At 71.6% G+C, this 25,963-nt stretch carries 26 protein-coding genes; 5 read left to right on the forward strand and 21 right to left on the reverse strand.

What is annotated here, in order from left to right; genetic code table 11:
* Position 1: 1 nt before the first annotated feature.
* The 4 genes from AC2CHE_RS03705 to AC2CHE_RS03720 all read right to left on the reverse strand — a co-directional run bounded on the left by AC2CHE_RS03705 (position 2) and on the right by AC2CHE_RS03720 (position 3,752).
* Positions 2–1,057, reverse strand: a complete 1,056-nt coding sequence (locus tag AC2CHE_RS03705; RefSeq protein ID WP_484503463.1) for a hypothetical protein — start codon at positions 1,055–1,057, stop codon at positions 2–4.
* Positions 1,054–2,199 (reverse strand): MFS transporter, encoded by a 1,146-nt coding sequence (locus AC2CHE_RS03710; RefSeq protein ID WP_484503464.1) that lies wholly within the window; start codon positions 2,197–2,199, stop codon positions 1,054–1,056. The genes AC2CHE_RS03705 and AC2CHE_RS03710 overlap by 4 nt, the downstream gene beginning before the upstream one ends.
* 251 nt (positions 2,200–2,450) lie before the next feature.
* Positions 2,451–2,660, reverse strand: coding sequence for a histidine phosphatase family protein (locus tag AC2CHE_RS03715; protein WP_484503465.1), 210 nt, complete (start codon positions 2,658–2,660; stop codon positions 2,451–2,453).
* Between the two features lie 78 nt (positions 2,661–2,738).
* Positions 2,739–3,752, reverse strand: a complete 1,014-nt coding sequence (locus tag AC2CHE_RS03720) for a fatty acid desaturase family protein (RefSeq protein ID WP_484503466.1) — start codon at positions 3,750–3,752, stop codon at positions 2,739–2,741.
* A 110-nt stretch (positions 3,753–3,862) separates the two neighbouring features.
* On the opposite strand from AC2CHE_RS03720, the gene AC2CHE_RS03725 reads away from it, so the two are divergent.
* Complete coding sequence (locus tag AC2CHE_RS03725; protein ID WP_484503467.1) at positions 3,863–5,170, forward strand: sensor histidine kinase; 1,308 nt, start codon at positions 3,863–3,865, stop codon at positions 5,168–5,170.
* Complete coding sequence (locus tag AC2CHE_RS03730) at positions 5,122–5,757, forward strand: LuxR C-terminal-related transcriptional regulator (protein WP_484503468.1); 636 nt, start codon at positions 5,122–5,124, stop codon at positions 5,755–5,757. The genes AC2CHE_RS03725 and AC2CHE_RS03730 overlap by 49 nt, the downstream gene beginning before the upstream one ends.
* Before the next feature lie 186 nt (positions 5,758–5,943).
* On the opposite strand, the gene AC2CHE_RS03735 is transcribed toward AC2CHE_RS03730, so the two are convergent.
* Entirely contained in the window at positions 5,944–6,483 is a 540-nt protein-coding gene (locus tag AC2CHE_RS03735) for a hypothetical protein (RefSeq protein WP_484503469.1), read from the reverse strand.
* Between the two features lie 112 nt (positions 6,484–6,595).
* Between AC2CHE_RS03735 and AC2CHE_RS03740 the strand changes: the two genes are divergently transcribed.
* Positions 6,596–7,828 (forward strand): GNAT family N-acetyltransferase, encoded by a 1,233-nt coding sequence (locus AC2CHE_RS03740; RefSeq protein WP_484503470.1) that lies wholly within the window; start codon positions 6,596–6,598, stop codon positions 7,826–7,828.
* Positions 7,829–7,955: 127 nt separating this feature from the next.
* Complete coding sequence (locus AC2CHE_RS03745; protein WP_484503471.1) at positions 7,956–8,282, forward strand: hypothetical protein; 327 nt, start codon at positions 7,956–7,958, stop codon at positions 8,280–8,282.
* A gap of 69 nt (positions 8,283–8,351) precedes the next feature.
* Here the strand turns inward: AC2CHE_RS03745 and AC2CHE_RS03750 are convergent, their stop codons facing one another.
* From AC2CHE_RS03750 to AC2CHE_RS03760, 3 genes are all read right to left on the reverse strand, one after another.
* Positions 8,352–8,819, reverse strand: a complete 468-nt coding sequence (locus AC2CHE_RS03750) for a ribose-5-phosphate isomerase (protein ID WP_484503472.1) — start codon at positions 8,817–8,819, stop codon at positions 8,352–8,354.
* A gap of 69 nt (positions 8,820–8,888) precedes the next feature.
* Positions 8,889–10,085, reverse strand: a complete 1,197-nt coding sequence (locus AC2CHE_RS03755) for a DUF1015 family protein (protein ID WP_484503473.1) — start codon at positions 10,083–10,085, stop codon at positions 8,889–8,891.
* Positions 10,086–10,274: 189 nt separating this feature from the next.
* Complete coding sequence (locus AC2CHE_RS03760; RefSeq protein ID WP_484503561.1) at positions 10,275–10,874, reverse strand: mycothiol-dependent nitroreductase Rv2466c family protein; 600 nt, start codon at positions 10,872–10,874, stop codon at positions 10,275–10,277.
* Positions 10,875–11,112: 238 nt separating this feature from the next.
* Between AC2CHE_RS03760 and pepN the strand changes: the two genes are divergently transcribed.
* Positions 11,113–13,662, forward strand: coding sequence for an aminopeptidase N (pepN, locus tag AC2CHE_RS03765; protein ID WP_484503474.1), 2,550 nt, complete (start codon positions 11,113–11,115; stop codon positions 13,660–13,662).
* A 106-nt stretch (positions 13,663–13,768) separates the two neighbouring features.
* Here pepN and AC2CHE_RS03770 read toward each other — a convergent pair whose 3' ends face one another.
* From AC2CHE_RS03770 to kynU, 13 genes are all read right to left on the reverse strand, one after another.
* The gene (locus tag AC2CHE_RS03770; protein WP_484503475.1) at positions 13,769–14,182 is read right to left on the reverse strand and encodes a DUF5130 family protein; all 414 of its coding nucleotides are present in this window, start codon (positions 14,180–14,182) and stop codon (positions 13,769–13,771) included.
* Positions 14,169–14,477, reverse strand: coding sequence for an aa3-type cytochrome oxidase subunit CtaJ (ctaJ, locus tag AC2CHE_RS03775; RefSeq protein WP_484503476.1), 309 nt, complete (start codon positions 14,475–14,477; stop codon positions 14,169–14,171). The genes AC2CHE_RS03770 and ctaJ overlap by 14 nt, the downstream gene beginning before the upstream one ends.
* A 46-nt stretch (positions 14,478–14,523) precedes the next feature.
* Positions 14,524–15,987 (reverse strand): amidase, encoded by a 1,464-nt coding sequence (locus tag AC2CHE_RS03780; protein WP_484503477.1) that lies wholly within the window; start codon positions 15,985–15,987, stop codon positions 14,524–14,526.
* A 16-nt stretch (positions 15,988–16,003) separates the two neighbouring features.
* Positions 16,004–17,080 (reverse strand): amidohydrolase family protein, encoded by a 1,077-nt coding sequence (locus AC2CHE_RS03785; protein ID WP_484503478.1) that lies wholly within the window; start codon positions 17,078–17,080, stop codon positions 16,004–16,006.
* A complete protein-coding gene (locus AC2CHE_RS03790; protein WP_484503479.1) occupies positions 17,080–17,604 on the reverse strand; it encodes a 3-hydroxyanthranilate 3,4-dioxygenase in 525 nt (174 codons plus the stop codon). Before AC2CHE_RS03790 ends, AC2CHE_RS03785 begins: the two co-directional genes overlap by 1 nt.
* A complete protein-coding gene (locus AC2CHE_RS03795; RefSeq protein WP_484503480.1) occupies positions 17,601–18,032 on the reverse strand; it encodes a RidA family protein in 432 nt (143 codons plus the stop codon). The genes AC2CHE_RS03790 and AC2CHE_RS03795 overlap by 4 nt, the downstream gene beginning before the upstream one ends.
* A gap of 204 nt (positions 18,033–18,236) precedes the next feature.
* Positions 18,237–19,010 carry a 2-keto-4-pentenoate hydratase gene (locus AC2CHE_RS03800; protein ID WP_484503481.1) on the reverse strand — a complete coding sequence of 258 codons (774 nt, stop codon included), beginning with the start codon at positions 19,008–19,010 and terminating at the stop codon, positions 18,237–18,239.
* A complete protein-coding gene (dmpG, locus tag AC2CHE_RS03805) occupies positions 19,007–20,062 on the reverse strand; it encodes a 4-hydroxy-2-oxovalerate aldolase (protein ID WP_484503482.1) in 1,056 nt (351 codons plus the stop codon). Before dmpG ends, AC2CHE_RS03800 begins: the two co-directional genes overlap by 4 nt.
* A gap of 55 nt (positions 20,063–20,117) precedes the next feature.
* Complete coding sequence (locus tag AC2CHE_RS03810; RefSeq protein ID WP_484503483.1) at positions 20,118–21,047, reverse strand: acetaldehyde dehydrogenase (acetylating); 930 nt, start codon at positions 21,045–21,047, stop codon at positions 20,118–20,120.
* On the reverse strand, positions 21,044–21,841 hold the full coding sequence (locus AC2CHE_RS03815; RefSeq protein ID WP_484503484.1) for a 2-keto-4-pentenoate hydratase: 798 nt from the start codon (positions 21,839–21,841) through the stop codon (positions 21,044–21,046). Before AC2CHE_RS03815 ends, AC2CHE_RS03810 begins: the two co-directional genes overlap by 4 nt.
* Positions 21,838–23,319 carry a 2-hydroxymuconic semialdehyde dehydrogenase gene (locus AC2CHE_RS03820; RefSeq protein WP_484503562.1) on the reverse strand — a complete coding sequence of 494 codons (1,482 nt, stop codon included), beginning with the start codon at positions 23,317–23,319 and terminating at the stop codon, positions 21,838–21,840. Before AC2CHE_RS03820 ends, AC2CHE_RS03815 begins: the two co-directional genes overlap by 4 nt.
* Positions 23,320–23,339: 20 nt before the next feature.
* Positions 23,340–24,671 (reverse strand): FAD-dependent oxidoreductase, encoded by a 1,332-nt coding sequence (locus AC2CHE_RS03825; protein WP_484503485.1) that lies wholly within the window; start codon positions 24,669–24,671, stop codon positions 23,340–23,342.
* Complete coding sequence (gene kynU, locus AC2CHE_RS03830; protein ID WP_484503486.1) at positions 24,668–25,951, reverse strand: kynureninase; 1,284 nt, start codon at positions 25,949–25,951, stop codon at positions 24,668–24,670. Before kynU ends, AC2CHE_RS03825 begins: the two co-directional genes overlap by 4 nt.
* Between the last annotated feature and the right edge of the window lie 12 nt (positions 25,952–25,963).

Genomic DNA, 25,963 nt, shown 5'->3' on the forward strand with positions numbered 1-25,963 from the left:
GCTACCACGGGTGCCGCTCCACACGCCCGGTCAGCACCGTCAGAACCGCCCCCAGGAAGTAGCTGCCCCACACCAACTCGTGCCTGGTCGCCACACCGCCGGCCAGGTCGTAACAACCGTTGCGCAGCACCCCGTCGGTGTCGAGATGGTCGACGACCAGGGCGGCGACGATCTCCCGGGCAGCCTCGTCGAAGCCGTCGCCGGTCACCGAGGAGAGGGTGATCAGCCCGGCAGCGGCGATCGCCGCGGCAGACGTGTCAACGGGCGCACCTGATCGGCCGAGCACGGCAGCCGGGACACGGGTGCCCATGTTGTCCAGCCACCATTGGGCCACCCGGCGTGCCACGTCGGCGTAGCCGCCGCCCCAGTGACGGGCGGCGACGCTCAGCCCCAACACACCCCACGCCTGCCCCCGGGCCCACACTTCCGGTGGCCCGTCCTCTTCGACAGCTGTGCCGTCGGGACGAAGGGTCACCTTCGGCCGGACCCGACCATGGTCATCGACCAGCAGCAGCATATGCCGGCCGGTGTGACAGCGGGCCAGCCTCTCCAACTCGTACCGGCCCGCGTCGGCAGTCCACCCCAGCAGAGACACTGTCCCCGCCAGCGCGTCCACCGCCGCCCGCGGCGTCGCATCAGCGCCGAACGCGGTGCCCACCGGAATCAACCCGAGCCCGCCGTCGAACCCGGCAGCCAGCGCGACCGCACCGTCCAGCGCCACCCGCCGGGCCGCCACGTCACCGCACAACCGATGGCCAACACCGGCGCCGTACCAGAAGGTCATCCCCCGGGTCACCGTGTCATCCCCGGCCCGAGGGACAAGCCGGTGCGTCCACTCAAGCGCCGTGTTCCGGTCGGCGGACAGCCCGGTCACCGCCGCCCGCAGCCACCACCACCCCGCCCAGAAACCACCCGTCCACGAACCCCTGCGGGTGGACACCCAACCACCGGACACCGGATCGGCGTACAGCGGAAACCGGTCACCGACCTGATCGGCGACCACCGCCGCCCGGCGCAGCAACGCCGTCAGGGCCGCGTCGAGATCGCCGCCGGTCACCGAACCAGCTCCGGCCGCGCGAACACTGCCCGCACCCGCGCCGCCACGCCCGCCGTGGCGGCGAACACCCCGCCGACCACCAGCCACGCCAGCTCCCACCCACCGGCATCGGCGCACCAACCGACGGCCGCGGGCCCGACCACGAACCCACCGAAGAAACCCAACGACACCAGCCCCGACGCCTGCCCCACCGCCTTACCCTGGCGCATCACCACAAGCATCGACACCGCGTTCGCGGCCGTGGCCGAGCCACCGACCACCACCGCGCCCAGCCACACCAGCCCCGACCACACCGGACCCGCCGAGAACAGCAGCACCACGCCGGCCCCCGCCGCCGCCGCAAGCCAGGCCAACACGGGCACGACCTCCGCCGCCCGATCCGCCCACCGACCCCACCACACCCGCGCCAGCAGACCCGTCAACCCGAACGCGGCCAGCAGCGCACCGCCCGCACCCGTTCCCAGCCCGAGCCGCTGCGTCGCGTACAGCGGCAGGTAGGTGTTCACCGCCGCCAACCCCGTGCCCAGCAGCAGCGAGAACCCCACCAGCCAGGCCAGCCACCCCGACGGCATCGACAGCCGCCACCAACGACCACCCGTAACCGGTCGCTGCGGCCGAGGCACCCACCACCACACAACGAGAAGCACCGCCAGCGGCAGCAGCGCCGTTACGCGTAGCGCCGCCCGCCAACCGGCAGCAGCCGCGACGGCCGGCAGCACCAGCCCACCCAGAAACGCCGCCGCCTGCACCCCCGCCTGCTTAACCCCGATCGCCGTACCACGCCGGTCCGCCGGCACCGCCTGAGCAACCAGCACGTTCGTGGCCGGGTTCGCCACCGCCTGCCCCACGCCCGCCGCCGCCACCGACACCAACAGCCAGCCATACCCCGGCGCCCCGGCCGCCCCGACCAGCGCCACCAGAACCACCCCGCACAACACCACGAGCCCGCGCCGCGCCCCCCACAGATCGACCAGGTGACCGGCGACCATCGACATCACCGCCGCCACCGCGAACGACACCGTCACCAGCCCACCCACCGCAGCCCGCGACAGACCCAGATCGGCCACCAGGAACGGCGCCAACGCAGACAGCGCGTACAGCACCGCCATCGACGCGCCCATCGCCCCGGTCGCCGCTCCCACCTGAACCCACCACCGCGCAGCCACCATCGATCGCGTCCCGTCCCGTCGCCACCAAGACCCATCGAGTATCAGTCGCGCGGCGACCAGAACCAGTTCCCACCGCTGCCGATCCGACCATGCGATCACCGCTGTGGATCTCCGCAGACAGGGGAACCGGAATTCGTCGTCGGGTACGTGATCGAGCCAGGCATGCCATCGGTCCGGGTAGTGGCCACGCTCCGCGGCGGAGGGCACTGGTGTTCGGTCGGCTATCAGGTCGCAAGGATGCTTCGGCACCTGGGGTGGGTGGCGACGATGTCGGCGGTCTGGGCCGCTCTGGCCATCGGGCCGTGGTGGATCGTCGTGAAGGGCACCGTCCGCAAGCGTCGGCCCAACCGGTTCGCTTGTTCGCGGCCGAGGTGCGAGAGGCCGCCATCCGCGCGGACCCCGGAGGTCGCTCCGGGAGCCGCGAGTGCGGCCACCCAGCCGCCCTGGCTGTGGCCGATCAGTGCGACCGCGTCGGCTCGTACGTCCGGACGATATCCGCGCCGTGCCGGGGCTCAGCGTGCCGCGTGTTCGGCGCGGGCGGGGGCGCCGACCTGGTGCAGGTGGCGCAGGGCCTGGCGGTAGGAGTCGACGAGGCCGGTCTGTTCGTATGCCACGCCGATCTCGGCGCAGTACGCCTGCACGATCGGTTGCGCCTTGCGCAGGTTCGGCGTCGGCATACCGGGGAACAGGTGGTGTTCGATCTGGTAGTTCAGGCCGCCGAGCGCCACGTCGGTAAGCCAGTTGCCGCGGACGTTGCGGGAGGTCAACACCTGCTTGCGCAGGAAGTCCTCGTCGCCGGTCGGGTGCGGCATGCCCTTGTGGTTCGGGGCGAAGGTCAGGCCCAGGTAGACGCCGAACAGGGCCTGGTGCAGCAGCAGGAAGGCGACGGCCTGCAGCGGCGTGAGGACCACGAGGAGTGCCGCGAGGTAGCCGACGGCGTGCAGCACCAGCAGGGCGCTCTCGACGCCGCGACGCCGCACCGTGCCGTCGCGCAGGGCCTTGACGCTCGACACCTTGAGGCTGACGGCGAGCAGCGTCAGGAGCGGGAAGAACAGTACGGCCTGGTGCCGGGTGATGAAGCCCTTCAGCCCACGCCGGCCGGTGGCTGCCTCGGCGGCCCAGATGAGCACCTCGGGGGCCACGTCCGGATCGAGGTCGTCGTGGTTGGGGTTGTTGTGGTGGCGGGTGTGCTTGTCCATCCACCAGCCGTAGCTCATCCCGACGCCGAGGTTCCCGGCGAGCAGCCCGGCAAGCTCGCTGGGTGGCCTGGTGCGGAACACCTGACGGTGCGCCAGGTCGTGCGCCACCAGTGCCACCTGGGCGAACGTGACGGCGAGGAAGATAGCCGTGATCATCTGCCACCAGGAGGAGCCGATGGCGAAGAACGCCACCCAACCGCCGACGTACATGAGCGCGACGGCGCCCAGGCGGACGAGGTAGTACGCGGGCCGTCGCCGCATGAGTCCCGCTCCGGTGATCCGGCGGGAGAGCACGGCGAAATCGCTGCCGGTCGTCGTGGTCGTCATGGCTCCAGCGAACCGCGCACGAGCCGTGCCGTCAGGAGCGCTATCCCCCGCTGTCGAGGGGGTGCTGGCACCACCGACAATCGGCAGCCGGCCTGGGCAGAATGTGACCTGTGGAAGCGGCCGGAGCTGGCGAACGGATCGCCCCGTGGGTCCGCCGGGGCGTGCGTTCCGTGCTGGCCGGGGTGGCCGCGATCGGCCTGGCGCTCACGAACTTCCCACTGCTCGTCCTGTCGATTGTCGCCTTGGCGCTGGTTCCGGTGCCCTTCCTCGGCATGGCGCTGATGCCCTGGGCGACGACGCTGGTCAGGAAACGCACCGATCTTGAGCGGCGGGTCGCCGCCCAGTCCGGTGTCCCGCTGGCACGCCCGTACCACCCGTCGCCGGAGCGGGCCGTGCCCGGGGGTTGGCGCCGCTTCCGGTGGGTCGTCACCGACCCGGCCACCTGGCGGGATCTCGCCTGGCTGGTGCCGGGCGCCCTGGTCGGGGTCGTCCTCGGCGTGATCGCGCTGGCCGTACCTCTGTACGGCCTGGTGGGCCTGACGCTGACGCCGGTGTGGATCTGGCTCGGCACCGACTGGTACGGCTACGGCACGGTCTGGTCCGTCGACTCGGCGGGTGAGGCCCTGCTCTGCGTTCCGCAGGGTGCGGCCATCCTGGCCCTCGGTCTGTGGTTGGCGCCGTGGCTGCGTCGCGTCGACGCCTTGTTCGACCGGCTTCTCCTCGCGCCGACCAGAGCCGCCGAACTCCGGCTGCGCGTCACCCAGCTGACCGTGACCCGGGCCGGCACGGTGGACGCTCAGGCCGCCGAGTTGCGCCGCATCGAACGCGACCTGCACGACGGCATCCAGGCGCGGCTCGTCTCGCTGGGCATGATGATCGGGCTCGCCGACGAGCTGATCGACCGAAATCCGGCCGCGGCGCACGAGATGCTCGCTGAAGCGCGTGAGTCGAGCGGTACGGCGCTGGTCGAGCTGCGGCATCTCGTCCGCGGTATCCATCCGCCCGTACTGGCGGAACGCGGTCTGGAGGGCGCAGTGCGGGCATTGGCGCTCAGCCTGCCCGTGCCGATCGCGGTCGACGCCCATCTTCCCGGCCGGCTCGACACGCCGGTCGAGTCGGCGTCGTACTTCGCCGTGGCCGAGACCCTGACCAACGTGGTCCGGCACAGTCGCGCGCACCACGCGTGGGTGTCGCTACGCCACGTCGAGGGACGGTTGACGATGGTGGTGACCGACGACGGTGCCGGCGGCGCCGACTCCGCCGCCGGCACCGGTCTGCGGGGTATCGAGCGACGCCTCGCCGCCTTCGATGGCACGATGGCGCTGTCGAGCCCGCTCGGCGGGCCCACCGTCGTCACCATGGAGCTGCCGTGCGCGTTGTCATCGCCGAGGACCACGCACTCCTTCGCGACGGACTGACCCGAATCCTGCAGGCCTTCGACTTCGACGTGGTGGCGACCGTCGACAACGGTCCGGCCCTGCTACCCGCACTGGTCACGCACAGGCCGGAGGTGGCGGTGGTCGACGTCCGTCTCCCACCGACGTTCACCGACGAGGGCCTGCAGGCCGCGATCGCGGCCCGGAACCGGATACCCGGGCTGCCGATCCTGGTGCTCTCCCAGCACGTCGAGCCCCTGTACGCCCGGGAACTGCTCAGCACTCCGCAGGGTGGCGTCGGCTACCTGCTCAAGGATCGGGTCGCCAACGTCGGCGAGTTCATCGACGCGGTGCGCCGCGTCGCTGCGGGCGGCAGTGCCATGGATCCCGAGGTGATCACCCAGCTCCTCGCCCGCCGGGAGCCGCTGGCTGTCCTCACCGTCCGGGAACGGGAGGTGCTCGGCGAGATGGCCGAGGGCCGTTCCAACGCCGGGATCGCCGCCAAGCTCCGGATCACCGAGAAGGCGGTGAGCAAACACATCAACAACATCCTCACCAAGCTGGACATGCCGCCCTCCGACGACCACAACCGCCGGGTGCTGGCCGTGCTGGCGTACCTCGACGCCTGAGCGAGACCAGGGGCGTGTCCGCGCGGGGATGAACCGCCCCCGGCTGGGTAAGCAGGCCGCCGTCCTGGTGGAGTGACGACCTCGGTCGCGGTGCGCGGCCACTCCCGGGCGGGCCGGCCGACGGGCCGGCCCGCCCGGCGGCCGGGATCTCGCGCGAGTGTTTCCCGCAGCGCCGCCGGACCGGGCCTAGTTCGTCAACCAGTTCCAGGCGTCCATGACCCATTGCGTCTGTTGCAGGAAGGCGACACCGAGGCCGGTCAGGAACACCGCCGTGACCAGATGCGCTCCCCGGGCGGTGCGCCGGACCCGGCCCAGCTGCCGTTCCAGCACCACTCGGCCGAGCAGCCGGGCCAGGGTGAACAGCCCGGCCGCGACCAGCAGGCTCAGCACGAAGATCACGACTGGTCCGACGAGGTCACCACCGCCGGAGATGGCCCAGATTCCCCAGCAGACGAAGGCGAACAGCGCCCCTGCGAAGCTCCACTCGCGGCCACGCCTCAGCCGTTCCATGTGCCAGCTCAACGGCTGACGCGGCGCCGGTTCGCCCGGCCAGCCGGTGCCGGTCGGGGCGTGCTCCACCGTCGGGAACGGCTCGGTACGCGGCGCCCGGGCACCGACCTGGGCAACACCACGACGGTACGGGTCGCGCTGCGGCGGCACCCCGTCACCGGGCTGCGGCGGCACCTCGACGGTCCGCTCCGCCCACGGCTGCGTCTGCTCGGCCATGTCGTTCCCTCCCCTTTCACCGGCGGCGTCCCCCGGACGCTGCTGGAGACTACGAGGGTAGCCAGCCCGCAAATCGGTCGCCGTACCCACACCTATCGGCTAGACACGAGCGGTGACCACCTCCACCCTGCCCGTCGAGGCAGCCCGCGCCGAGGACTACGACGAGATCGGGCGTCTCCTCGGCACATTGTTCCATCAGGGCGTCGAACCCGAGGCCCACGAAGCCGAGCGCGTGATCTTCGAACCGGAGCGGGCCCTGCTGGTACGCGACGGAGCCGACCTGGTGGCCAGCGCCGCCGCGTACACCCGGGACCTTGGCGTACCCGGCGGGACGCTGCCCGCAGCGCACGTCACCCTGGTGGGGGTCGCACCCACCCACCGTCGGCGGGGCCTGCTCACCGCGATGATGCATCGTCAGCTACGTCAGATCTACGACGGTCGCCGGGAGCCGGTCGCGGTGCTCTGGGCCAGCGAGGGTCGGATCTATCCGCGTTTCGGCTACGGCCTGGCCTCCCAGCGGTTCCACGTCTCGGGCGCGACCACCGAACTGCGACTACCGGCGCCGACGCCGGGCGAGGGCCGGCTGCGCCTGGGCCGGCCGACCGACGGCCAGGCCGACCTGGCCCGGGTGTACGAGCGCGTACGCGCCGATCGCCCCGGCTGGTCGGCGCGCGACGACCGGTGGTGGCGGTACGTGCTGGTCGACCCGGAGGCACATCGTGGTGGCGCCACCGAGCGGCGGGTGGTGCTGCACGAGGGACCCGACGGTGTCGACGGCTACGGGCTGTTCCGCACCAAGGCCGAGTGGGACGACGCCGGCCCGAACAGCCTCACCACGGTCGACGAGGTGGTGACGAGCACCCCGGCGGGATATCTGGCGATCTGGCGGATGCTGCTCTCGCTCGACCTGACCCGGCGACTGGCCTGGATGCGGGCGGCGGTGGACGAGCCGTTGCTGCGGCTGCTTAACGAGCCACGCCGGCTCGACTGCCGGCTGGTCGACGCGCTCTGGGTACGGGTGGTGGACGTGCCGGCCGCGCTCGCCGCCCGACGCTACGCCACCGACGTCGACGTGGTCATCGAGGTGACCGACCACCTGCTGCCGGAGAACACCGGCCGGTGGCGGCTGCGCGGCGGGCCGGCCGAGGCCACCTGCACACCGGCGAGCGGGCCAGCCGACCTGGCCTGCGACGTACGCTGCCTCGGCGAGCTGTTCCTCGGCGGCGCGACCCCGACCGCGCTGGCGGAGACCGGCCGGCTACGCGAGCTACGCCCCGGCGCGCTCACCGCCACCGGCCCCGCCTTCACCTGGCACCGAGCCCCCTCCGCCATGGAGATCTTCTGACCCGTCCCCGCCCGCCGATCATGCAGACATGGTCGTTGACATGAGGCGGTACGCGCCCTTTGTCACTGCCACAACTGCATGATCGGCGAAGCGGGCAGGTGGATGGGGGTGGGGGTACGGTCGGGGGGTGGCGGATGGCGGGGAACGGCGGCGACGACGGCATCGGCACCAGGGTGCCCCGGGAGGCGGGGGCGACGCTGGTACGGCGGCCACCACGGCCGGGGTGCACGACGGCGGTGAGGCCCCGCGCGGGCGACGCAACGGCACCCACGAGGAAGGCGAGCGGGGGCTGCGGGGGCTGGTCGGGTCCGGTTCGTCGCAGGTCAGTGTGACCGCCGCGATGCGGGCACGGGACGCCGCCCGACCCACCGACGAGGATCTCGCCGCAGCGGCGGACCGGGTCGTCATCGTTCGCCGCAACTGGACCCCCCGCGACGAGTTGCCCCGCCGCTGACCCGTCCCGAACCGAGGTCGAGTGGCCTGCCCGGCCCCGGATCAGGTGTGATCGTCCCAGCGTCGCGAATCAGGGCAGGTCGGGCAGCTGCCGGGTGCGCTCGTACTCGGCGACCTGGGCGATCCGACGAGCGTGTCGGTCACTGCCCGAGAACGAGGTGGTCAGGAACGCCTCGACGATGGCGGTGGCCTCGTCGAGGGTGTGCTGACGGGCGCCGAGAGCGACCACGTTGGCATCGTTGTGCTGTCGGCCCAGCTGGGCCGTCTCGACGTTCCACGCCAGCGCGGCCCGCACCCCCGCCACCTTGTTCGAGGCGATCTGCTCGCCGTTGCCGGAGCCACCGATGACCACGCCCAGGCTGCCCGGATCGGCCACCACGCGGGTGCCGGCGTGCAGGCAGAAAGCCGGGTAGTCGTCCTCCGGGTCGTAGGCGTGCGGGCCGACGTCGACCACCTCGTACCCCTGCTTGGCGAGGTGGTTGGCCAGGTGCACCTTCAACTCGAAACCGGCGTGATCGGATCCCAGGTAGACGCGCATACCGCGCAGTCTGTCAGGCCCGTCCCACCGGGCACCGCCGGGGCGGTGCCCGGTGGGACGGGCGGCGCGTCAGGGCAGTTCGGCGACCACCAGGCCACCGCGCGCCTTCGGGGTGAACCAGGTGCTCTTGCGGGGCATCTTCTCCCGGGCCAGGTTCACCGCGACGAAATCATCGACGGTCACCGGCGCGATGAGGACGGCCAACTCGGCCCGACCGGCCCGGACCTCGCCGGTGAGCCAGCTGGCCGGGTAGTCACCGCCCACGTAGGTGATCCGCTTGTCACCCGGATCCAGGCCGAGGGCGTCACGCAACAGCAGCCGCTCGACCAGGGCATGGTCGAGATTCTCCAGGCGACCGGCGCCGGTGTGCGGCAGTGCCACCGCGTACGCCTGCTCGGGAAGCTGGAGCACGACGCTGCCGCCGGCCGCCGGGACCTCGGCCGGGCCGTCCAGCTCGGTGATCCGCGCCCCGGCGGCGTTCAGCCGCTCCAGCAGCTCCTCGTGGGTGGTGGTCAGCTCGCTCACCAGGCGGTTGTACGGCTGGATGGCCACCGAGGCCGGGGTGGTGACCACCGCCAGGAACCGGGACATCCCGCCGGTCTGCGCGGCCAGGCTGCGGTGGTTGCCGTCCGCGACGACCAGCTCGCCCCCGCCGGCCAGGGCGGTCAGCTCGTCCTGCCGCGCGCCGGGATCGACCAGCCAGATGGCGTGGGTACGTCCGGCCTGGTCGGTGTCGGTGGCGGCGGGCGCCCCGGCCGTGTCGGTGGCCGCCGCGAGCGCGGCGTGCAACTCGTCACCACGCCCGGTCTGCAGCAGCAGTACGGGTGAGAGCAGGTGCCCCAACGCCTCGGCCAGGGCGACCCGTTCGCGCACCTTGGCGATGAAGACGTCCTCGTTGCGGATGACCAGGCCGGGCTCGTCGGCCCGGGTGGAGATCTGATCGGTGTCGACCATGGCGAACAGCCCGTAGGCCGGTTCCTCGCCCGGCGCGCTGATCCGGTACAGCACCACCACCTGTTCGGCCGGGGTGTAGCTGCCGTCGGCCTTCGCCTCCGCAAGCCGGCTCACCGCGTCCGGCAGGGCGTCGGCGAACGACCTGCCGAGGCTCTCCGGGGCCTTGTGGGGCATCTCGATGCCGAGGGCGCTGTGCGGATTCGCCTCGATGATCGCGGTGATCTCCGCGTCGTCGGCGAACTCGTCGTAGTTCTGGGCGCCGGTACCACCAGTGGTGATCCAGGCGCGGGTGATCGGGTGCACGACCGTCATGACCGTTGACGCTACCGGCGACGCGTCGGGTGCCGCCGCCGGACCCGCCCCGAGCCCAACAGATGAAAGTGGGGACGCCAGCTGAACGCTCCGCCTCGGCGGCCCGTCGGCAAGCGCTGGTACCACGATGGGGCGGCGCGGCAGCGCCGGCCGGGGCCCGGCATTCGGCAAGGTGCCCGCCCGGGCAGCTCAGTCGAAGATGGGGTCGAGGTCGCGGCTGCGCTTGAGTTCGAAGAACCCGGGGGTACCGGCGACCAGCAGGACGCCGTCCCAGAGACGACCCGCGGCCTCACCCCTGGGTGCCGGGGTGACCACCGGCCCGAAGAAGGCGACCTGCCGGCCGTCGGGGCCGGGCGCGTGGATGACCGGGGTGCCGACATCGGTACCGACCGGCCGCATACCCGCCTCGTGACTGGCCCGCAGCGGAGTGTCGAGGTCGGTGTCCCCGGCCGCCTCGGCCAGCCCCGGGTCCAGTCCGGCCTCGGTCAGAGCCGCGACATACAGCTCCGGCCCCAGCGGCTCCTTGCCGAGATGGATCCGCGTGCCCAGGGCCGTGTAGAGCGCGCGCACGGCGTCGGCATCGTGCCGCTGTTGCACGGCCACACAGACCCGCACCGGCCCCCACCCGTTCCGCATCAACTCCCGGTAGTCGTCGGACAGTTCCCGACCCTCGTTGAGCACCGACAGGCTCATCACCTGGAAGCGGACGTCGACCGGACGGATCCGCTCCACCTCCAACAGCCATCTGGACGTCAGCCACGCCCACGGGCAGATCGGGTCGAACCACATGTCCACGCTGACGCGGTCGTTCACGACGAGTTCCCTTCGCAGTGGTACACCGGCTCACCGGCGTACCTCCGATCCTTGCTCCGTCCCCTGCCACCTGCCTCACGATCGAGCCGTGACCTCGCCCACCACCGTCCACCGGTACATGGAAGACTCAGGCCCGGACCGGCCGTCACCAGCGGTCGACGGAACGTGCGACCGTGACGGCGGCATAGTGGGATGGAGACGAACAGTGCCGGGAGTGCGCAACCTGACACAGGTCGAGGCGACCGAGCGGGCCCGCCTGCTCGACGTGACCGGGTACGACATCAGTCTGGATCTGTCCAGTGCTGTCCACGCCGCTGACGGTCGGACCTTCCGGTCGACCACCGAGGTGCGGTTCCGCTGCGCCGAACCGGGGGCGAGCACGTTCATCGAGGTGGCGGCCGACTCCGTACGCTCGGCGACGCTCAACGGCGCCCCGGTGGACCTGGCCGGCTTCTCCGCCGAGCAGGGGCTCACGCTGACCGGGCTGGCCGGCGAGAACACGCTTGTCGTCGACGCGGACTTCGCGTTCTCGAACTCCGGTCAGGGGCTGCACCGCACCGTCGACCCGGTCGACGGTGAGACCTACCTCTACAGCCAGTTCGAGACGGCCGACGCGCAGCGGGTCTTCGCCTGCTTCGACCAGCCCGACCTGAAGAGCGTCTACACCTGGCACGCCACCGTTCCGGAACACTGGAAGGTGATCTCCAACATGCCGGTGGAGCGCGAGGATGCGGCCGACGAGGGCCACCAGACCATCCACTTCGCCACCTCCGCCCGGATGAGCACCTACATCACCGCGCTGTGCGCCGGGCCGTACCACGAGGTCAGGTACACCCACGACGGCATCGACCTGGGCTACTTCTGCCGGGCGAGCATGGCGCAGTATCTGGACTCCGACGAGCTGAACCTGGTCACCACGCAGGGCTTCGACTTCTTCCACGAGCAGTTCGGGGTGCGATACCCGCTGCCCAAGTACGACCAGCTCTGGGTGCCGGACTTCAACGCCGGCGCGATGGAGAACTTCGGCTGCGTGACCCACGCCGAGTCGCACTACCTGTTCCGCTCGCAGGTCACCGACTTCGAGTACGAGCAGCGGGCCAACACCGTCCTGCACGAGCTGGCGCACATGTGGTTCGGCAACCTGGTCACCATGCGCTGGTGGAACGACCTGTGGCTGAACGAGTCGTTCGCCGAGTGGGCCAGCCACTGGTGCAACACGCACGCCACCCGGTTCACCGAGGCGTGGACGACCTTCCTGTCCATCCGGAAGAACTGGGGCTACCGGCAGGACCAGCTCTCCTCCACCCACCCGGTCTACTGCGAGATGCCGGACCTGGAGGCGGTCGAGGTCAACTTCGACGGCATCACGTACGCCAAGGGCGCCAGCGTGCTCAAGCAGTTGGTCGCCTACGTCGGTGAGGAGCCGTTCCTGGCCGGCCTGCGCGCCTACTTCGCCCGACACGCCTGGGGCAACGCCACCTTCGACGACCTGCTGTCTGAGTTGGAGACCGCCTCCGGTCGCAAGTTGACCACCTTCGCCTCGCAGTGGTTGGAGACCGCCCAGGTCAACACCCTGCGCCCGGAGCTGACCATCGACGCGGACGGCACCTACCAGCGGGTGGCGGCCCGTCAGGAGGCGCCGGAGGGTTACCCGACCCTGCGTACCCACCGGATCGGGGTGGGGCTCTACGACCTCACCGACGGCCGGTTGGTCCGCCGCGAGCGGTACGAGGTCGACGTCAACGGCGAGCTGACCGAACTCACCGAACTCACCGGCGTGCCCGCAGCCGACGTGCTGCTGCTCAACGACGACGACCTCAGCTACACCAAGCTGCGGCTGGACGAGCGGTCCATGGCGACGGTGGTCCAGCACATCGCCGGCCTCGAGTCGTCGCTGTCGCGCGCGCTGTGCTGGACCGCCGCCTGGGACATGACCCGCGACGCCGAGTTGGCCACCCGCGACTACGTCGCCCTGGTACTGGCCGGGCTGCCGGCGGAGACGGACATCAACCTGGTCACCGCGACGCTGCGCCAGGCCAGCAGCGCGCTCACCTTCTACGCCGACCCGGCCTGGGCGCCGACCGGCTGGGCCGACCTGGCCCGTACCGCGAAGACCGCGCTCGCCGCGGCCGAGCCGGGCAGCGGCTTCCAGCTGGCCTGGGCCCGGGCGTACGTCTCCGCGGCCCGGTCCGGCGAGGACCTGGCCGTGCTGCGCGGCTGGTTGGAAGGCACCCAGGTGGCCCCGGGGCTGACCATCGACACCGAGCTGCGGTGGAGCGTGTTGCAGGCACTGGTGGCCAACGGCGTGGCCGGGGCGTCGGAGATCGAGGCCGAGCTGGCTCGGGACAAGACCTCCAGCGGTGAGCGGGAGGCCGCGTACGCGCACGCGCTGGTGCCGACCGAGGCGAACAAGGCCGCCGTCTGGGCTCAGTTGACCGGCCCCGAGGCGCTGCCGAACTGGCGGCACCGGGCGCTGCTGCAGGGCTTCAGCCACCCCACGCAGGTGGAACTGGTGACGCCCTACCGGGACCGCTACTTCGCCGCGGTCGGGCAGGTCTGGGCGACCCGGGACAGCGAGCCGGCGCAGGAGTTCGCCATGCTCATGTACCCGGCGTACCTGGTGCAGGACGACACCGTCGAGGCAACCGACGCCTGGCTGGTACAGGAGGGCCACCCCGGGCCGTTGCGGCGGCTGGTCGCCGAGGGCCGCGACGGCGTGGTCCGCGCGCTCGCCGCGCAGGCCCGGGACGCCCGGACGGCCTGACAGCGCTCCACCGGCCCGGGAGCGTCGTGGTTACCCGACGCTCCCGGGCCATGCAAAAGCCCGGCCGCGCGCGACGCGGGCCGGGCTTTTGTCGTACGGGTCGGGCTCAGACCTTGCCGGCGTAACGGGAGAGCTGGTCGAGGCCCTGGATGATGCCGCCGGCCAGGTCGCCGCCACCGAACGAGGCCACCATCGACAGGGCGGCGATCTTGGCGTACGTGTCCGGGACGCGCTTGCGGGCGTACCGGCCGGTGACGATCTCCAGCTGACGTTGGTTGGGTGAGATCGCGATCAGCACCGACCGGTCGGGCTCGGCCAACTGCCGGTGCAGCCGCTCGGCGTGCTCCCGGATCGGCTCGTCGAGGCCGCCGACGAAGACGGAGAAGACCAGACCGGTCGTCCGGTCGGCCACCCGCAGCGCCTCGTCGATGCGCAGCAGCTGGCGGGTCGAGAACGGCCCGTCGAGCACGTCGGGCGGGTTCTGCGTCCCGGCCGCGTGCTGCTTCTCACCAACGGTCACTTGCGCCTCCGGTTCCACCGGTCGGCGCCTCGACGCCGGCCTGTTCCTGCGTGCGGCTGGTCAGCGCGGGCGCCTGTGCCCCCACCGACAGCGCGGCGCCCGCGGAATCGGCCAGTTCCTCGGGGCGGCCGAGGAACCACACCGGCGTGAAGGTGAACGGCCGGCCCGGCCGGTAACGCTTGGCACCGCCACCACCGCCCTGGCTGCCCGCGTAGACGAGACCGGCGATCACCAGCACGATGGTTGCCGGGATGCCGACGAAGACCAGCAACGTGTCGGTTACAGACAATCCCAACGCCCCCAGGCGGAAAGAGAGATCCTTGATCGGGTCGGGTGGCGGATCACCGCGGTGACCTCCCGACTCCGCTGTCATTCACGTTAGCGGAGCCGACGCTCCGCCAGACCGCGGGGTGCCGATCCCATCCGCCACTGTAGGCCTCCAGTTGCGCAGCGGTCGCGATCAGCCTCGCGTCGTCGCCGTAGCGGCCGGTGAGCAGCACGCCGACCGGCAGCCCGTCGGCGGTCACGCCGACCGGCAACGAAACCGACGGTTGACCCGTGACGTTGAAGACCGCGCAGTACGGGGAGAAACGGCGTTGCCGGTCGAAATCCTCCGCCGGGGTGCGTCCCTGGGTGAACCAGCCGACCGGTGCCTGCGGGGCCGACAGGGTGGGACAGAGCAGCAGGTCGCAGCCGGCGGTACGGCGGGCGCCGAGGCGTACCTGGGCCTGAATCTCGCCGAGAGTCGCGGTGAGCGTGCCGGCGGAGATCCCGGCGGCCCGGGCCCGCAGGAAACGGGTCAGCGGCAGCAGCTCGGGCTCCCGCTGCGGCGGCACCGGGGCGAGCGCGAGGACGTACCAGAGGATCTCGAACAGCGGCCAGACCTGCGGGCCGAGCGGCGCGGGCACCTCGACGACCTCGTGCCCGGCGGCGGCGAGCAACGCTGCGGCCCGGTCCACCGCGGCGACGCAGTCCGGATGGACCGGCTCGTCGGCGAGCATCGGGGTGGTGAACCGACCGACCCGTAGGGTGCCGGGCTCGGCGGCCCGGGCAGCGGCAAGATAGCCGCCCGACGGCGGTGGCGGCGGCAGGTACGGCTCACCGGGCACCGGCTCGGCGAGCACGTCCAGCAACGCGGCCACGTCGGCGACGGTCCGGCCGAGCGGACCGCTGGTCGGCAGGCCGAAAGCGCCGAAACCCAGCGGACCGCCGGAGACCAGGCCGCGGCTGGGCTTGTAGCCGATCAGCCCGCACAGCGACGCGGGGATCCGCAGGGAGCCACCGCCGTCGGAGCCCTGCGCCACGGGCACCAGGCCGGCCGCCACGGCTGCCGCCGCGCCGCCACTGGACCCGCCGGCGGTGTACGCCAGCGCCCACGGGTTGCGGGCCGGTGGCGCCACCAGGGTTTCGGAGTACAGCGAGCAGCCCAGCTCGGAGGTGGTGGTCTTGCCGAGACTGACCAGGCCGGCAGCCCGCATGAAGCGCACCACGTCGGCGTCGACGGGCGGTACGAGGTCCGCGAAGGCGGCCGAGCCGAACGTGGTGCGCACGCCCGCCGTCAGGGTCAGATCCTTTATCGCGGTCGGTACCCCGTGCAGTGGCCCACGCCGATCGGCCGGCGTCGCGTCGGCGGCGCGGGCGGCTTCGCGTGCCAGCTCGGGGGTGACGGTGACGAAGGCACCCACCGTGTCGCCGAGCGCGTCGACCCGCCGCAGATGATGCTCGACGAGGTCCAGACTGGACAACTCGCCGCAGGCGATCGCGGCGGCCTGTTCCAGCGCGGTCAGGTCGTGCGGCTCGGCCATGCCGCCATCCTGCCCGCTAAGGCCACTCGTTGCCGCCTCGACACGGGTGTCGGGGAGGAAGAGCGCCCGGCGACGACAGCCCGAGAAAACGGAGGGCGTTGGTGGAGAGCAGGTTGGTGCGGTGGGCGTCGGTGAGGAAGTCGGCCTGGCGGACCACCGCACCGGCCGGGCGTTCACCCAGCGGGTACGGGTAGTCGCTGCCCACCAGCACCCGCTCCGCGCCGATGGTGTCCACGAGGAGCCGCAGGGCGGGAGCCGAGAAGACCACCGAGTCGACGTAGAACCGGTCGACGTAGGAGCTGGGCGGGGCGGCGGAGGCACCGCGTACCAGGTCACCGCGGCGGTGCCAGGCGTTGTCGGCGCGCCCCAGCCAGAACGGGAAGCTGCCGCCGCCGTGGGCGAAGCAGATCCGCAGCGTGTCCGGCACCCGGTCGAACACCCCGCCGAGGATCATCGCCAGCACCGACAGGTGGGTCTCGGCGGGCATGCCGGTGAGCCACCGGGCCATCCAACGGTCCAGTCGGGGGCTGCCGGCCATGTCCCAGGGGTGCACGAAGACCGGCGCACCGACCTCGGCGCAGTGGGTCAGGAACGTCACGATGCCCGCATCGTCCAGATCCCGCTCGCCGACATGGTTGCCGATCTCCACACCGACGTGGCCGGACGCGAGGCAGCGGTCCACCTCGGCACAGGCCGCGTCCGGGTCCTGCAACGGCACCTGGCAGAACGGCAACAACCGGTCCCCACCCGCGGCGGTGACCTCCAGGGTCAGGTCGTTGAAGATCCGGGCCACCTTCACCGCCTGGTCGACCGGGCGGTCGTAGCAGAAGAAGACCGGGGTCGGCGAGACCACCTGGACGTCGATCCCGTCGGTGCTCATGTCGGCCAGCCGGGTGTTGGCGTCCCAACACCCCGCGCTGACCGGGCGGAACGGCTTCTCGCCCACCATGATCATGGCAGCGCGTTCCGAGTCGACCCGGAGCCAGGGCCAGCCGGACCCGCCGCACGCCGCCGCCAGGTCCGGCCATCCCTTCGGTACGACGTGCGTGTGCACGTCCACCACCGGAGACACCGACGGCGCCGGAGCCGTCATCAGCCCTTGCCCGGATGCAGCGTGCCGCAGTTGTCACAGGTACGCGCCGACTGGTCGGCGTAGAACGCGGCGAAGACCGGTGGCAGGTCGGCGGCGATGTCCCGCACCTGCAACTCGACCTCGTGCACCTTGTGCGAGCACTCGGGGCAGTACCACTGGAACTTCTCCAGCGTCCCCTCCTCGCGTACCCGCTCGATCACCATCCCGATCGAGCCGGCCTCCGGTCGCTGCGGCGAGTGCGGCGTGTTCCGGGGCAGCATCCACATCTGACCCTCGCGCACGTGCACCGTACGCGGACCCTCGGGCAGCATCAGGTCGATGTGCATGTTGCCCTTGACCTGGTAGAAGAACTCCTCGTACGGGTCGACGTGAAAGTCGGTGCGCTGGTTGGGGCCGCCGACCACCATGACGATGAAGTCCTCGGAGCCGGGCAGCATCTCCTTGTTGCCCACCGGCGGCTTCAGCAGGTGCTGGTTCTCGGCGATCCAGCCGGGAAAGCTGAACGGCTCGGCGAACTCACTCATGACTGGCCTCCTTCTGGGAGCAGGGCGACGGCCTGCATCTCGATCAGCAGGTGCGGATGCGGCAACTGGTGCACGGCGACCGTCGTCCGGGTCGGCCCGGTCGCGTCGAAGAACTCCGCCCACACCTGGTTGTATCCACCGAAGTCATTCATGTTGACCAGATACGTGGTCACCTGGACCAGGTCGGTCAGCTCGGCACCGACCGACCGCAGCAGGTCCGCGACATTCTCGATCACCGCCCGGGTCTGCACCCGGATGTCCAGGTCGGTCGTGCCGAACTCGTCCACCGACACGCCCGCGAACGTGTTGTCCGGCCGCCGCGACGACGTCCCCGACACGAAGACGAGCCCACCCGCCACCTTCACGTGCGGAAAAGCCCCTCGGGGCACCGCCTTGCCCGCAACCACCCGAGCCCTGTCACCACTCACGACAGACCTCCGCGACAACCGGACGGACAGCGCCCACCCCAGACCCCCACCCAGCCGGCACCGGCACCGTCCACCCCAGATCGAACCCACCCGACAGCGGCGCAAGGACCTCGACCACGTCAGGGGTTCCGGGCAGCCCGACCGGCGCAGGGATCAAGCCTGACCGCCCGGAGCCGGTCGGGCTGCCCGGAACCCCCAGCCGGATCACGACGAGCTCCGCAACGAAGCCGTCCCGAGCTTCTCGACGATTGCACGCACATGAGCACCCGCACGCAACGGAACAGCAGCCGTCGCCGCGCCGGCCAGGAAGACCCAGCCCTCCCGCAGCCGTACGCCGTGCCGGCCGGCCAGTCGGATGCCCTCGTCGAGCGCCCGTCGCGGGTCACCCAGGATGGCCGCCGTCGAGCCGACCTGGGCCACCCGCCCGTCGATTTCCAGCAACACGCCCAGGTTGTCCAGCCCGTCCGGCACCGGCGACCAGGGTCCGATCACGAACGCGCCGGCCGACGTGTTGTCGGCGATGACGTCCGGCAGGGAGAAGGTGAAGTTCGCGTACCGGGAGTCGATCAGCTCGATCGCCGGAGCGACCGCCCGCACCGCTTCGGTGAAGTCACCTACCGGTTCGCCGGTCTGAGGAAGCCGGTCCAGCAGGAACGCCACCTCCGGCTCGACCCGGGGATGGATGAACTGGGCCACGTCGACCGTGCCGCCGTCGGGCACCCGCATCGCGTCGGTGAGTCGGCCCCAGATCACCTCGTCCACGCCGACCTGGGCCATCTTCGCCTTGCTGGTCAGCCCCATCTTCAACCCGACGAGCCGCTCTCCCCGGTCCAGCCGGCGCTGCACCAGGGCGGTCTGCACCGCGTACGCCGCGTCGACGTCCAGCCCGGTCTCGACGGCGAGCTGCGCGGTCGCGGTGGCCGTGTCGGCAGCCGTGCCGAGTGTCTCGGCGATCCCCGCGATGTCCGGCCCGATCATGAGTTCTCCTTACCGGCCAGGTCCAGCGCCACGTCGACGATCATGTCTTCCTGCCCGCCGACCATCCGGCGTCGGCCCAGTTCCACCAGGATCGACCGGACGTCCACGCCGTAGCGCGCCGAGGCCCGTTCGGCGTGGCGTAGAAAGCTGGAGTAGACCCCCGCGTACCCCAGGGAGAGGGTTTCCCGGTCGACCTGGACGGGCCGGTCCTGCAACGGACGGACGATGTCGTCGGCGGCGTCCATCAGCGCGAAGACATCGCAGTCGTGCTGCCAGCCGTGCAGTTCCGCGACCGCGACGAAGACCTCCAGCGGCGCGTTGCCGGCACCGGCGCCCATGCCGGCGAGGGAGGCGTCCACCCGGACGGTCCGGCCGGCCGGCGACCCGGGCGGGCCGTCACCCACGATCCGGCCGTGTTCGACGGCGACCACGCTGTTGGCCACCCCGAGGGAGAGGTTGTGGTGCGCGTGGATGCCGATCTGCGTGGTCGGCTCAAGCACCTGCCGGTACGCGTCGACGCGCTGCGCCACGTCGGACATGAGCAGCCGGCCGCCGGAGTCGGTGACGTAGACGCAGTGCGCGCCGTACGACTCCATCAGCTTCGCCTGGGCGGCCAGCCCGGCCGGGTCGTTCATGTGCGACATCATCAGGAAGCCGGCCACGTCCATGCCGTTTTCCCGGGCCCAGGAGATGTGCTGGGCGGAGATGTCCGCCTCGGTGCAGTGGGTGGCGATCCGGACGCTTGTCACGCCGAGCGCGCGGGCGGCCTTCAGGTCGGCGATGGTGCCGATGCCGGGCAGCAGCAGGGTGGTCGGCTTCGCCCTCGTCATCACCTCGGCCGCCGCCGCGATCCAGTCGGCGTCGCTGGCCGCACCGTGGCCGTAGTTGACGCTGGATCCGGCCAGACCGTCACCGTGGGCCACCTCGATCGCGGCGACCCCGGCGGCGTCCAGCGCGGCGGCGATGGTGCGGACCTGGTCGACGGTGTAACGGTGGGCGATGGCGTGCATGCCGTCGCGCAACGTCACGTCCTGGATGTACAGCCCTGTCATCTGTGCCTCCCTGCGTTCGCGACCGCGGGGCTCCGCTGCGCTGCACTCCTCGCGCTCACCCGACAACCTCCGCCCGCAGGGCGACCAGTCGCTGCGCGGTGCGCAGCGCGGCCGAGGTCATGATGTCCAGGTTCCCGGCGTACGCGGGCAGATAGTGCCCGGCGCCGGAGACCTCCAGGAAGACCGAGACCTGCAACCCGGTGAGCCGCCGTCCCAGCGACGGCACGTAGGTGTCCACGCGGTCGAACTGCACGTCCTGCTTGAGCCGGTACCCGGGCACATACTCCTGCACGGAGGCCACCATGTCGTCGACGGAGGCGGCGATGGCGGCGCGGTCGGCGTCAGGGTCCGGGCAGAGGCAGTAGACGGTGTCGCGCATCAGCAGCGGCGGATCGGCCGGATTCAGCACGATGATCGCCTTGCCGCGGTCGGCGCCGCCGACCACCTCGATCGCCCGGGCCGTGGTCTCGGTGAACTCGTCGATGTTGGCCCGGGTGCCCGGGCCCGCCGACCGCGAGGCGATCGACGCGACGATCTCCCCGTACGCGACCGGGGTCACCCGCCGCACCGCGGCGACGATCGGCACGGTCGCCTGCCCACCGCAGGTGACCATGTTGAGGTTGGTCTCGCCCAGGTGTTCCTCCAGGTTGACCGGCGGTACGACGTACGGGCCGATCGCCGCCGGGGTCAGGTCGATCACGGTCCGGCCGTGCGCGCGCAGCACGGCGTCGTGGTGCCGGTGCGCACCGGCCGAGGTGGCGTCGAAGACCAGGTCCACGTCGGCGAACTCGGGCATCGCAACCAGTCCCTCGACGCCCTGCGCGGTGGTGGCCACGCCGAGCCGGCCCGCCCGGGCCAGCCCGTCGGAGGCCGGGTCGATGCCCGCCATCGCCACCATCCGCAGCGACTCCGACAACCGCAGCACCTTGATCATCAGGTCGGTGCCGATGTTTCCCGACCCGATCACCGCCACACCCGTGGTCATGAGGTCGCCTCCACCGGGAAGCAGGTCCGCACCGAACCGAGACCGGAGATCCGCGCCTCGTACGCCGCGCCCGGCGTCACCGCCACCATCGGGCCGAGCGCGCCGGACAGCACCACGTCACCGGCGCGGAGCGGATCACCGGCGCGGGCCATCGTGCCGGCCAGCCAGGCCAGCGCGTGCAACGGATTGCCCAGGCAGGCCGCCCCGGCCCCCACCGACACCGGCTCACCGGCGTGTTCGAGGACCATCCCGCACAGCCGGAGGTCGACCTCGGTCGGCCGGCGGGGCGAGGTGCCGAGCACGAACAGGCCGCTGGAGGCGTTGTCGGCCACCGTGTCCACGATGGAGATGTCCCAGCCGGCGACCCGCGAGTCGACGATCTCGATGGCCGGCAGCAGATGGTCGACGGCGCGCAGCAGGTCAGCGGTGGTGACCCGGTCGTCGGGCAGGTCGGCGCCGAGCACGAAGGCGACCTCTGCCTCGACCCGGGGTTGCAGCAGGCGGCCGATCGCCACTTCGGCGCCGTCGGGCACCGCCATCGCGTCGGTGAGCACCCCGAAGTCCGGTTCGTACACCCCCAGGCTCTCCTGGACCGCCCGGGAGGTCAGCCCGACCTTCGCGCCCACCCGGCGTTGCCCGGACGCCAGCCACTCGCCCACCTGGCGCTGCTGCACCCGGTACGCGGCCTGGACATCCCCCGCCGGCACGAGCCGCCCACGTAACGGCGGACACGGCTTCCCGCCCGCCCGGGCCTCGATCAGCTCCCGGGCCGCCAACTCGACATCATCACTCATGACAGATCCACGCAGACGTTCGTCAGTTCGGAGTAGAAATCCAGCGAGTGCACGCCACCCTCACGACCGATGCCGGAGGCCTTGACCCCGCCGAACGGGGTCCGCAGGTCCCGCAGGAACCAGGTGTTGACCCAGACGATGCCGGCGTCCAACCGGGCACCGGCCCGGTGCGCCCGACCCACGTCACGGGTCCACACCGTCGCCGCCAGGCCGTACTCGGTGCCGTTGGCCAGGGCGTACGCCTCGTCCTCGTCGTCGAACGGCGCCACGTGCACCACCGGGCCGAAGATCTCCTCACGGTTGGTCCGGGCGTCCGGGCCGAGCCCGGTCAACACCGTCGGCTGCACGTACGCGCCACCGTCGCGGGTGTCGTCGAACCGTGGCACCCCGCCACCGGCGAGCACCCGCGCGCCCTCGGCCCGTGCCAGGTCGTAATGCCCGAGCACCTTGTCCCGATGGTCGTGCGAGATGAGCGGCATGTTCACCGTCGCCTCGTCGGCCGGCCAGCCGTACGCCAGCTCGCCGGCGCGCTCGGCCAACCGCGCGGTGAACTCCTCGAACACCGGCCGCTGCACGTAGATCCGTTCGGTGCAGAGGCACACCTGACCGCCGTTGGTGAAGCTCGACCGGACCGAGCCGGCCACCGCCGCGTCCAGGTCGGCGTCGGCGAAGACCAGCCCGGCGTTCTTGCCACCCAACTCGAAGCTGACCGCCTTCACCCCGTCGGCGGCGGCTCGCATGATGGCACCGCCGGTGGCCGACTCACCGGTGAAGGTGATCGCGTCGACGCCCGGGTGACGGGTGAGGAACTCGCCGGCCGAACCCGGTCCGAAGCCGTGCACCAGGTTGAACACGCCGTCCGGCACCCCGGCCGCCGCCATCACCTCGGCGAGCAGCGTGGCCGACGCGGGCGTCTCCTCGCTCGGCTTCACCACCACCGCGTTGCCGCAGGCCAGGGCGGGGGCGACCTTCCAGGTGAGCAGCAGCAGCGGCAGGTTCCACGGCACGATCACCGCGACCACGCCGACCGGTTTGCGCACCGCGTAGTTGAGCGCCCGACCACCGGCCGGTGTGACCGTGGTGAACGACTCGGTCGGCGCGGTCGCCACGATCTCCGCGAAGGCCCGGAAGTTCGCCGCGCCCCGCGGGATGTCCAGGGTGCGGGCCTGCGAGATGGACTTGCCGGTGTCGGCGACCTCGGCGGCCACCAGGTCGTCGAAACGATGCTCCAACTCGTCGGCGATCCGGCGCAGCACCTCGGCGCGTTCCCGTTCCCCTGCCCGCCCCCACGGGCCCCGCAACGCCGCCCGGCCCGCCGTCACCGCGTCGTCCACAGTGGACCGATCGGCCTCGGCCACCTCGAACACCGGTTCGCCGGTCACCGGGCTGCGCTTGGTGAAACGGGTTCCGGTGTCGACGAAATCGCCGCCGACGAAGTTACGCAGCAGGCCGGGGCCGTCCGGTGCCCGCCCCGCCATCAGCCGGGGATCCCAGAGCGTCATCCGCGCCTCCTGAACCCGAGCGCCGCCGCCACACAGGCCGCCGCCGCCACACCGGCCGCCGCCAGGCCGACCACCTGGTACTGCCGGCGAACCCGACGACGCACCCGGGCATATGGGACGGTGGAGAACGACACCAGCTCGTACTGGGAGACGTACCGGCCGGGCAGGGCACGCTCCAGCGCGTGCTCGACCCGCTTGCGGGTCCGGAAGACCGGGGAGGCGACCTTGTCACGCATCTCCACGAAGTTGGCCAGCGCCATCCGGGCGATCGCCTCGGCGTTGTCCTGCCGGCGGTGCTGGAACAGCGGCAGCGCCGCCGACCAGTCCCCGGCACACTCGTCGAGGCAGCGGTCCAGCTCCACCACGTCCTCGAAGGCACAGTTCGCGCCCTGGCCGTAGAACGGCACGATGGCGTGCGCCGCGTCGCCGAGCAGGGCGACCCGCCCGTCGACCTGCCACGGATCGCACCGCACCGTGCCGAGCACCCCGACCGGGTTGTGCTGGTAGTCGTCGACCAGGTTCGGGGCGATCGGCGGCACGTCCGGGTAGTGCTGCGCGAAATGCCGTTCGATCGCCGCCACGCTGCCCAGCGAGGCGAAGCTGGCGGTGCCGTGGGTGGGCCAGAACAGGGTGCAGGTGAACGAGCGGTCCGGGTTGGGCAGCGCGATCATCATCGAGGTGCCGCGCGGCCAGATGTGCAGCGCACCCGGGTCCAGGGCGAAATCGCCACCCAGCGGCGGGATGGTCAGTTCCTTGTAGCCGTAGTCGAGGAAGTCGACGCTCTCGTTCACCAGGTCGTGGGCGAGCAGCTGTCCGCGTACCGCCGAACCGGCGCCGTCGGTGCCGAGCACCACCCGCGCGCCCGCGGTCACCGCGCCCCGCGGCGTCTCGAAGGTCATCGTCGCGGTCGCCGGGTCGAGCCCGACCAGCCGGTGCTCGAAGGCGGTCCGCACCCCCGGCAGCTTGGCGGCGGCATCCAGCAGGGCGTTGTTCAACGCTCCCCGGCTGATCGAGTTGATCGCCCGGTCGCCGGAGACGCTGTACGACTGGAATCCCGGCGCCCCGGTCACCGGATGGATCATCCGGCCCCGCATCGGCAACGCGTCCGTCATCGCCTGCTCGGCCAGTCCGATGCGACGCAGCGCGTCGAGCCCCCGTTCGGAGAGCGCCAGGTTGATCGAGCGACCCCGTTCGGGGGTGCCGCTGCGCGGATCCGGGCGCCGCTCGTAGAGCACCACCGAATGCCCCCGGCGGGCCAGGAAGCAGGCCAGCAGACAGCCGGCCAGCCCCGCACCGACCACCGCGACCTCGTCGCGTTCCTCGGTCACCGGGCCGCCTCCGAAAACGTCGCGGCCAGCGCGTCGGCGACCCGCCAGCAGTCGTGGTACGTCGAGTACAGCGGCACCGGGGCGAATCTGACCACATCCGGTTCCCGGGCGTCGGCGATCACCCCGTGCTCGTGGCGCAGCCGCTTGGTCAGCTCGTTGGCGCTACCCGCGCCGATGCGTACCGACAGCTGGCAACCGCGCCGGCCTGTCTGACGTGGGGTGATGACGCTCAGCGGCCGGTCGGCGGTGACCTCGTCCAGCAGCCGCTCCAGGTAGCCGGTGAGCCGGAGGCTGCGCGCCCGCAGCGCCGCCATGCCGACCGAGTCGAACAGTTCCAGCGAGGTGCGGACCGGACCCATCGCGAAGATCGGCGGGTTGGAGATCTGCCACGCCTCGACCGTGGTCGGTGGCCGGCTGACCGGGGCCATCTCGAAGCGGGTCTGCGCCGCCGTGCTCCACCAGCCTTCGAAGCGGGGCAGGCTGGCGTCGCCGTGGTGCCGTTCGTGCACGAAGACCCCGGCCAGCGCTCCGGGCCCCGAGTTGAGGTACTTGTACGAGCACCAGGCGGCGAAATCGACGTCCCAGTCATGCAGCGACAGCGGCACGTTGCCCGCCGCGTGCGCCAGGTCCCATCCGACGACCGCACCGGCGGCCCGGCCGGCTGCGGTGATCGCCGGGATGTCCATCAGCTCGCCGGTGAGGTAGTTGACGCCGCCGAGCAGCACCAGCGCCACCGTGTCGCCCTCGGCCGCCAGGTAGCCGGTGACGTCCTCGGTGCGCAGGGTGTCCTCACCGGGACGCGGCGCGAGCCGGACGATCGTGCTGTCCGGGTCGAGGCCGTGGAACCGTGCCTGGCTGCGCACCGCGTAGCTGTCCGACGGAAAGGCGGCGTCCTCAATGACGATGCGGGTCCGCTCACCCTCGGGGCGGTAGAAGCTGACCATCAGCAGGTGCAGGTTGACCGTCAGTGAGTTCATCACCACGGTCTCCGTGGGCAGGGCGCCGACCAGTCGTGCGGCCGGCGCCGTCAGCAGCTCGTGGTACGGCAGCCAGGGACGGTCCGCCGCCAGATGCCCCTCCACGCCGAGCCGGCTCCAGGCGTCCAGATCGGCAAGTAGTTCGTCCCGGGTGGCTCTCGGTTGCAGGCCGAGCGAGTTGCCCGCCAGGTAGGCGGCCTCCGGATAGCGACCACCGTCGGCCGGCGGCACGTGGAACAGGTGCCGGTGCCCCGGTTCGGCCGCGTCGAGGCGGAGTGCTTCGGCCTCGGTGTCGTCGCTCATCGTCGTCACGAC

The organism is Micromonospora sp. ATLC16 (assembly GCF_057196645.1).

What these genes read in the sequence shown, in the direction of transcription:
- AC2CHE_RS03785 (WP_484503478.1), bottom strand. Translation starts at nt 17,080, where the DNA reads ATGACGGCTCCGGCGCCGTCGGTGTCTCCGGTGGTGGACGTGCACACG.
- AC2CHE_RS03755 (WP_484503473.1), bottom strand. Translation starts at nt 10,085, where the DNA reads ATGACGGTCGTGCACCCGATCACCCGCGCCTGGATCACCACTGGTGGT.
- AC2CHE_RS03720 (WP_484503466.1), bottom strand. Translation starts at nt 3,752, where the DNA reads ATGACGACCACGACGACCGGCAGCGATTTCGCCGTGCTCTCCCGCCGG.
- kynU (WP_484503486.1), bottom strand. Translation starts at nt 25,951, where the DNA reads ATGAGCGACGACACCGAGGCCGAAGCACTCCGCCTCGACGCGGCCGAA.
- AC2CHE_RS03820 (WP_484503562.1), bottom strand. Translation starts at nt 23,319, where the DNA reads ATGGCGGGGCGGGCACCGGACGGCCCCGGCCTGCTGCGTAACTTCGTC.
- AC2CHE_RS03760 (WP_484503561.1), bottom strand. Translation starts at nt 10,874, where the DNA reads ATGTGGTTCGACCCGATCTGCCCGTGGGCGTGGCTGACGTCCAGATGG.
- AC2CHE_RS03750 (WP_484503472.1), bottom strand. Translation starts at nt 8,819, where the DNA reads ATGCGCGTCTACCTGGGATCCGATCACGCCGGTTTCGAGTTGAAGGTG.
- AC2CHE_RS03780 (WP_484503477.1), bottom strand. Translation starts at nt 15,987, where the DNA reads ATGGCCGAGCCGCACGACCTGACCGCGCTGGAACAGGCCGCCGCGATC.
- AC2CHE_RS03810 (WP_484503483.1), bottom strand. Translation starts at nt 21,047, where the DNA reads ATGACCACGGGTGTGGCGGTGATCGGGTCGGGAAACATCGGCACCGAC.
- dmpG (WP_484503482.1), bottom strand. Translation starts at nt 20,062, where the DNA reads ATGACAGGGCTGTACATCCAGGACGTGACGTTGCGCGACGGCATGCAC.
- AC2CHE_RS03800 (WP_484503481.1), bottom strand. Translation starts at nt 19,010, where the DNA reads ATGATCGGGCCGGACATCGCGGGGATCGCCGAGACACTCGGCACGGCT.
- AC2CHE_RS03790 (WP_484503479.1), bottom strand. Translation starts at nt 17,604, where the DNA reads ATGAGTGAGTTCGCCGAGCCGTTCAGCTTTCCCGGCTGGATCGCCGAG.
- AC2CHE_RS03735 (WP_484503469.1), bottom strand. Translation starts at nt 6,483, where the DNA reads ATGGCCGAGCAGACGCAGCCGTGGGCGGAGCGGACCGTCGAGGTGCCG.
- AC2CHE_RS03815 (WP_484503484.1), bottom strand. Translation starts at nt 21,841, where the DNA reads ATGAGTGATGATGTCGAGTTGGCGGCCCGGGAGCTGATCGAGGCCCGG.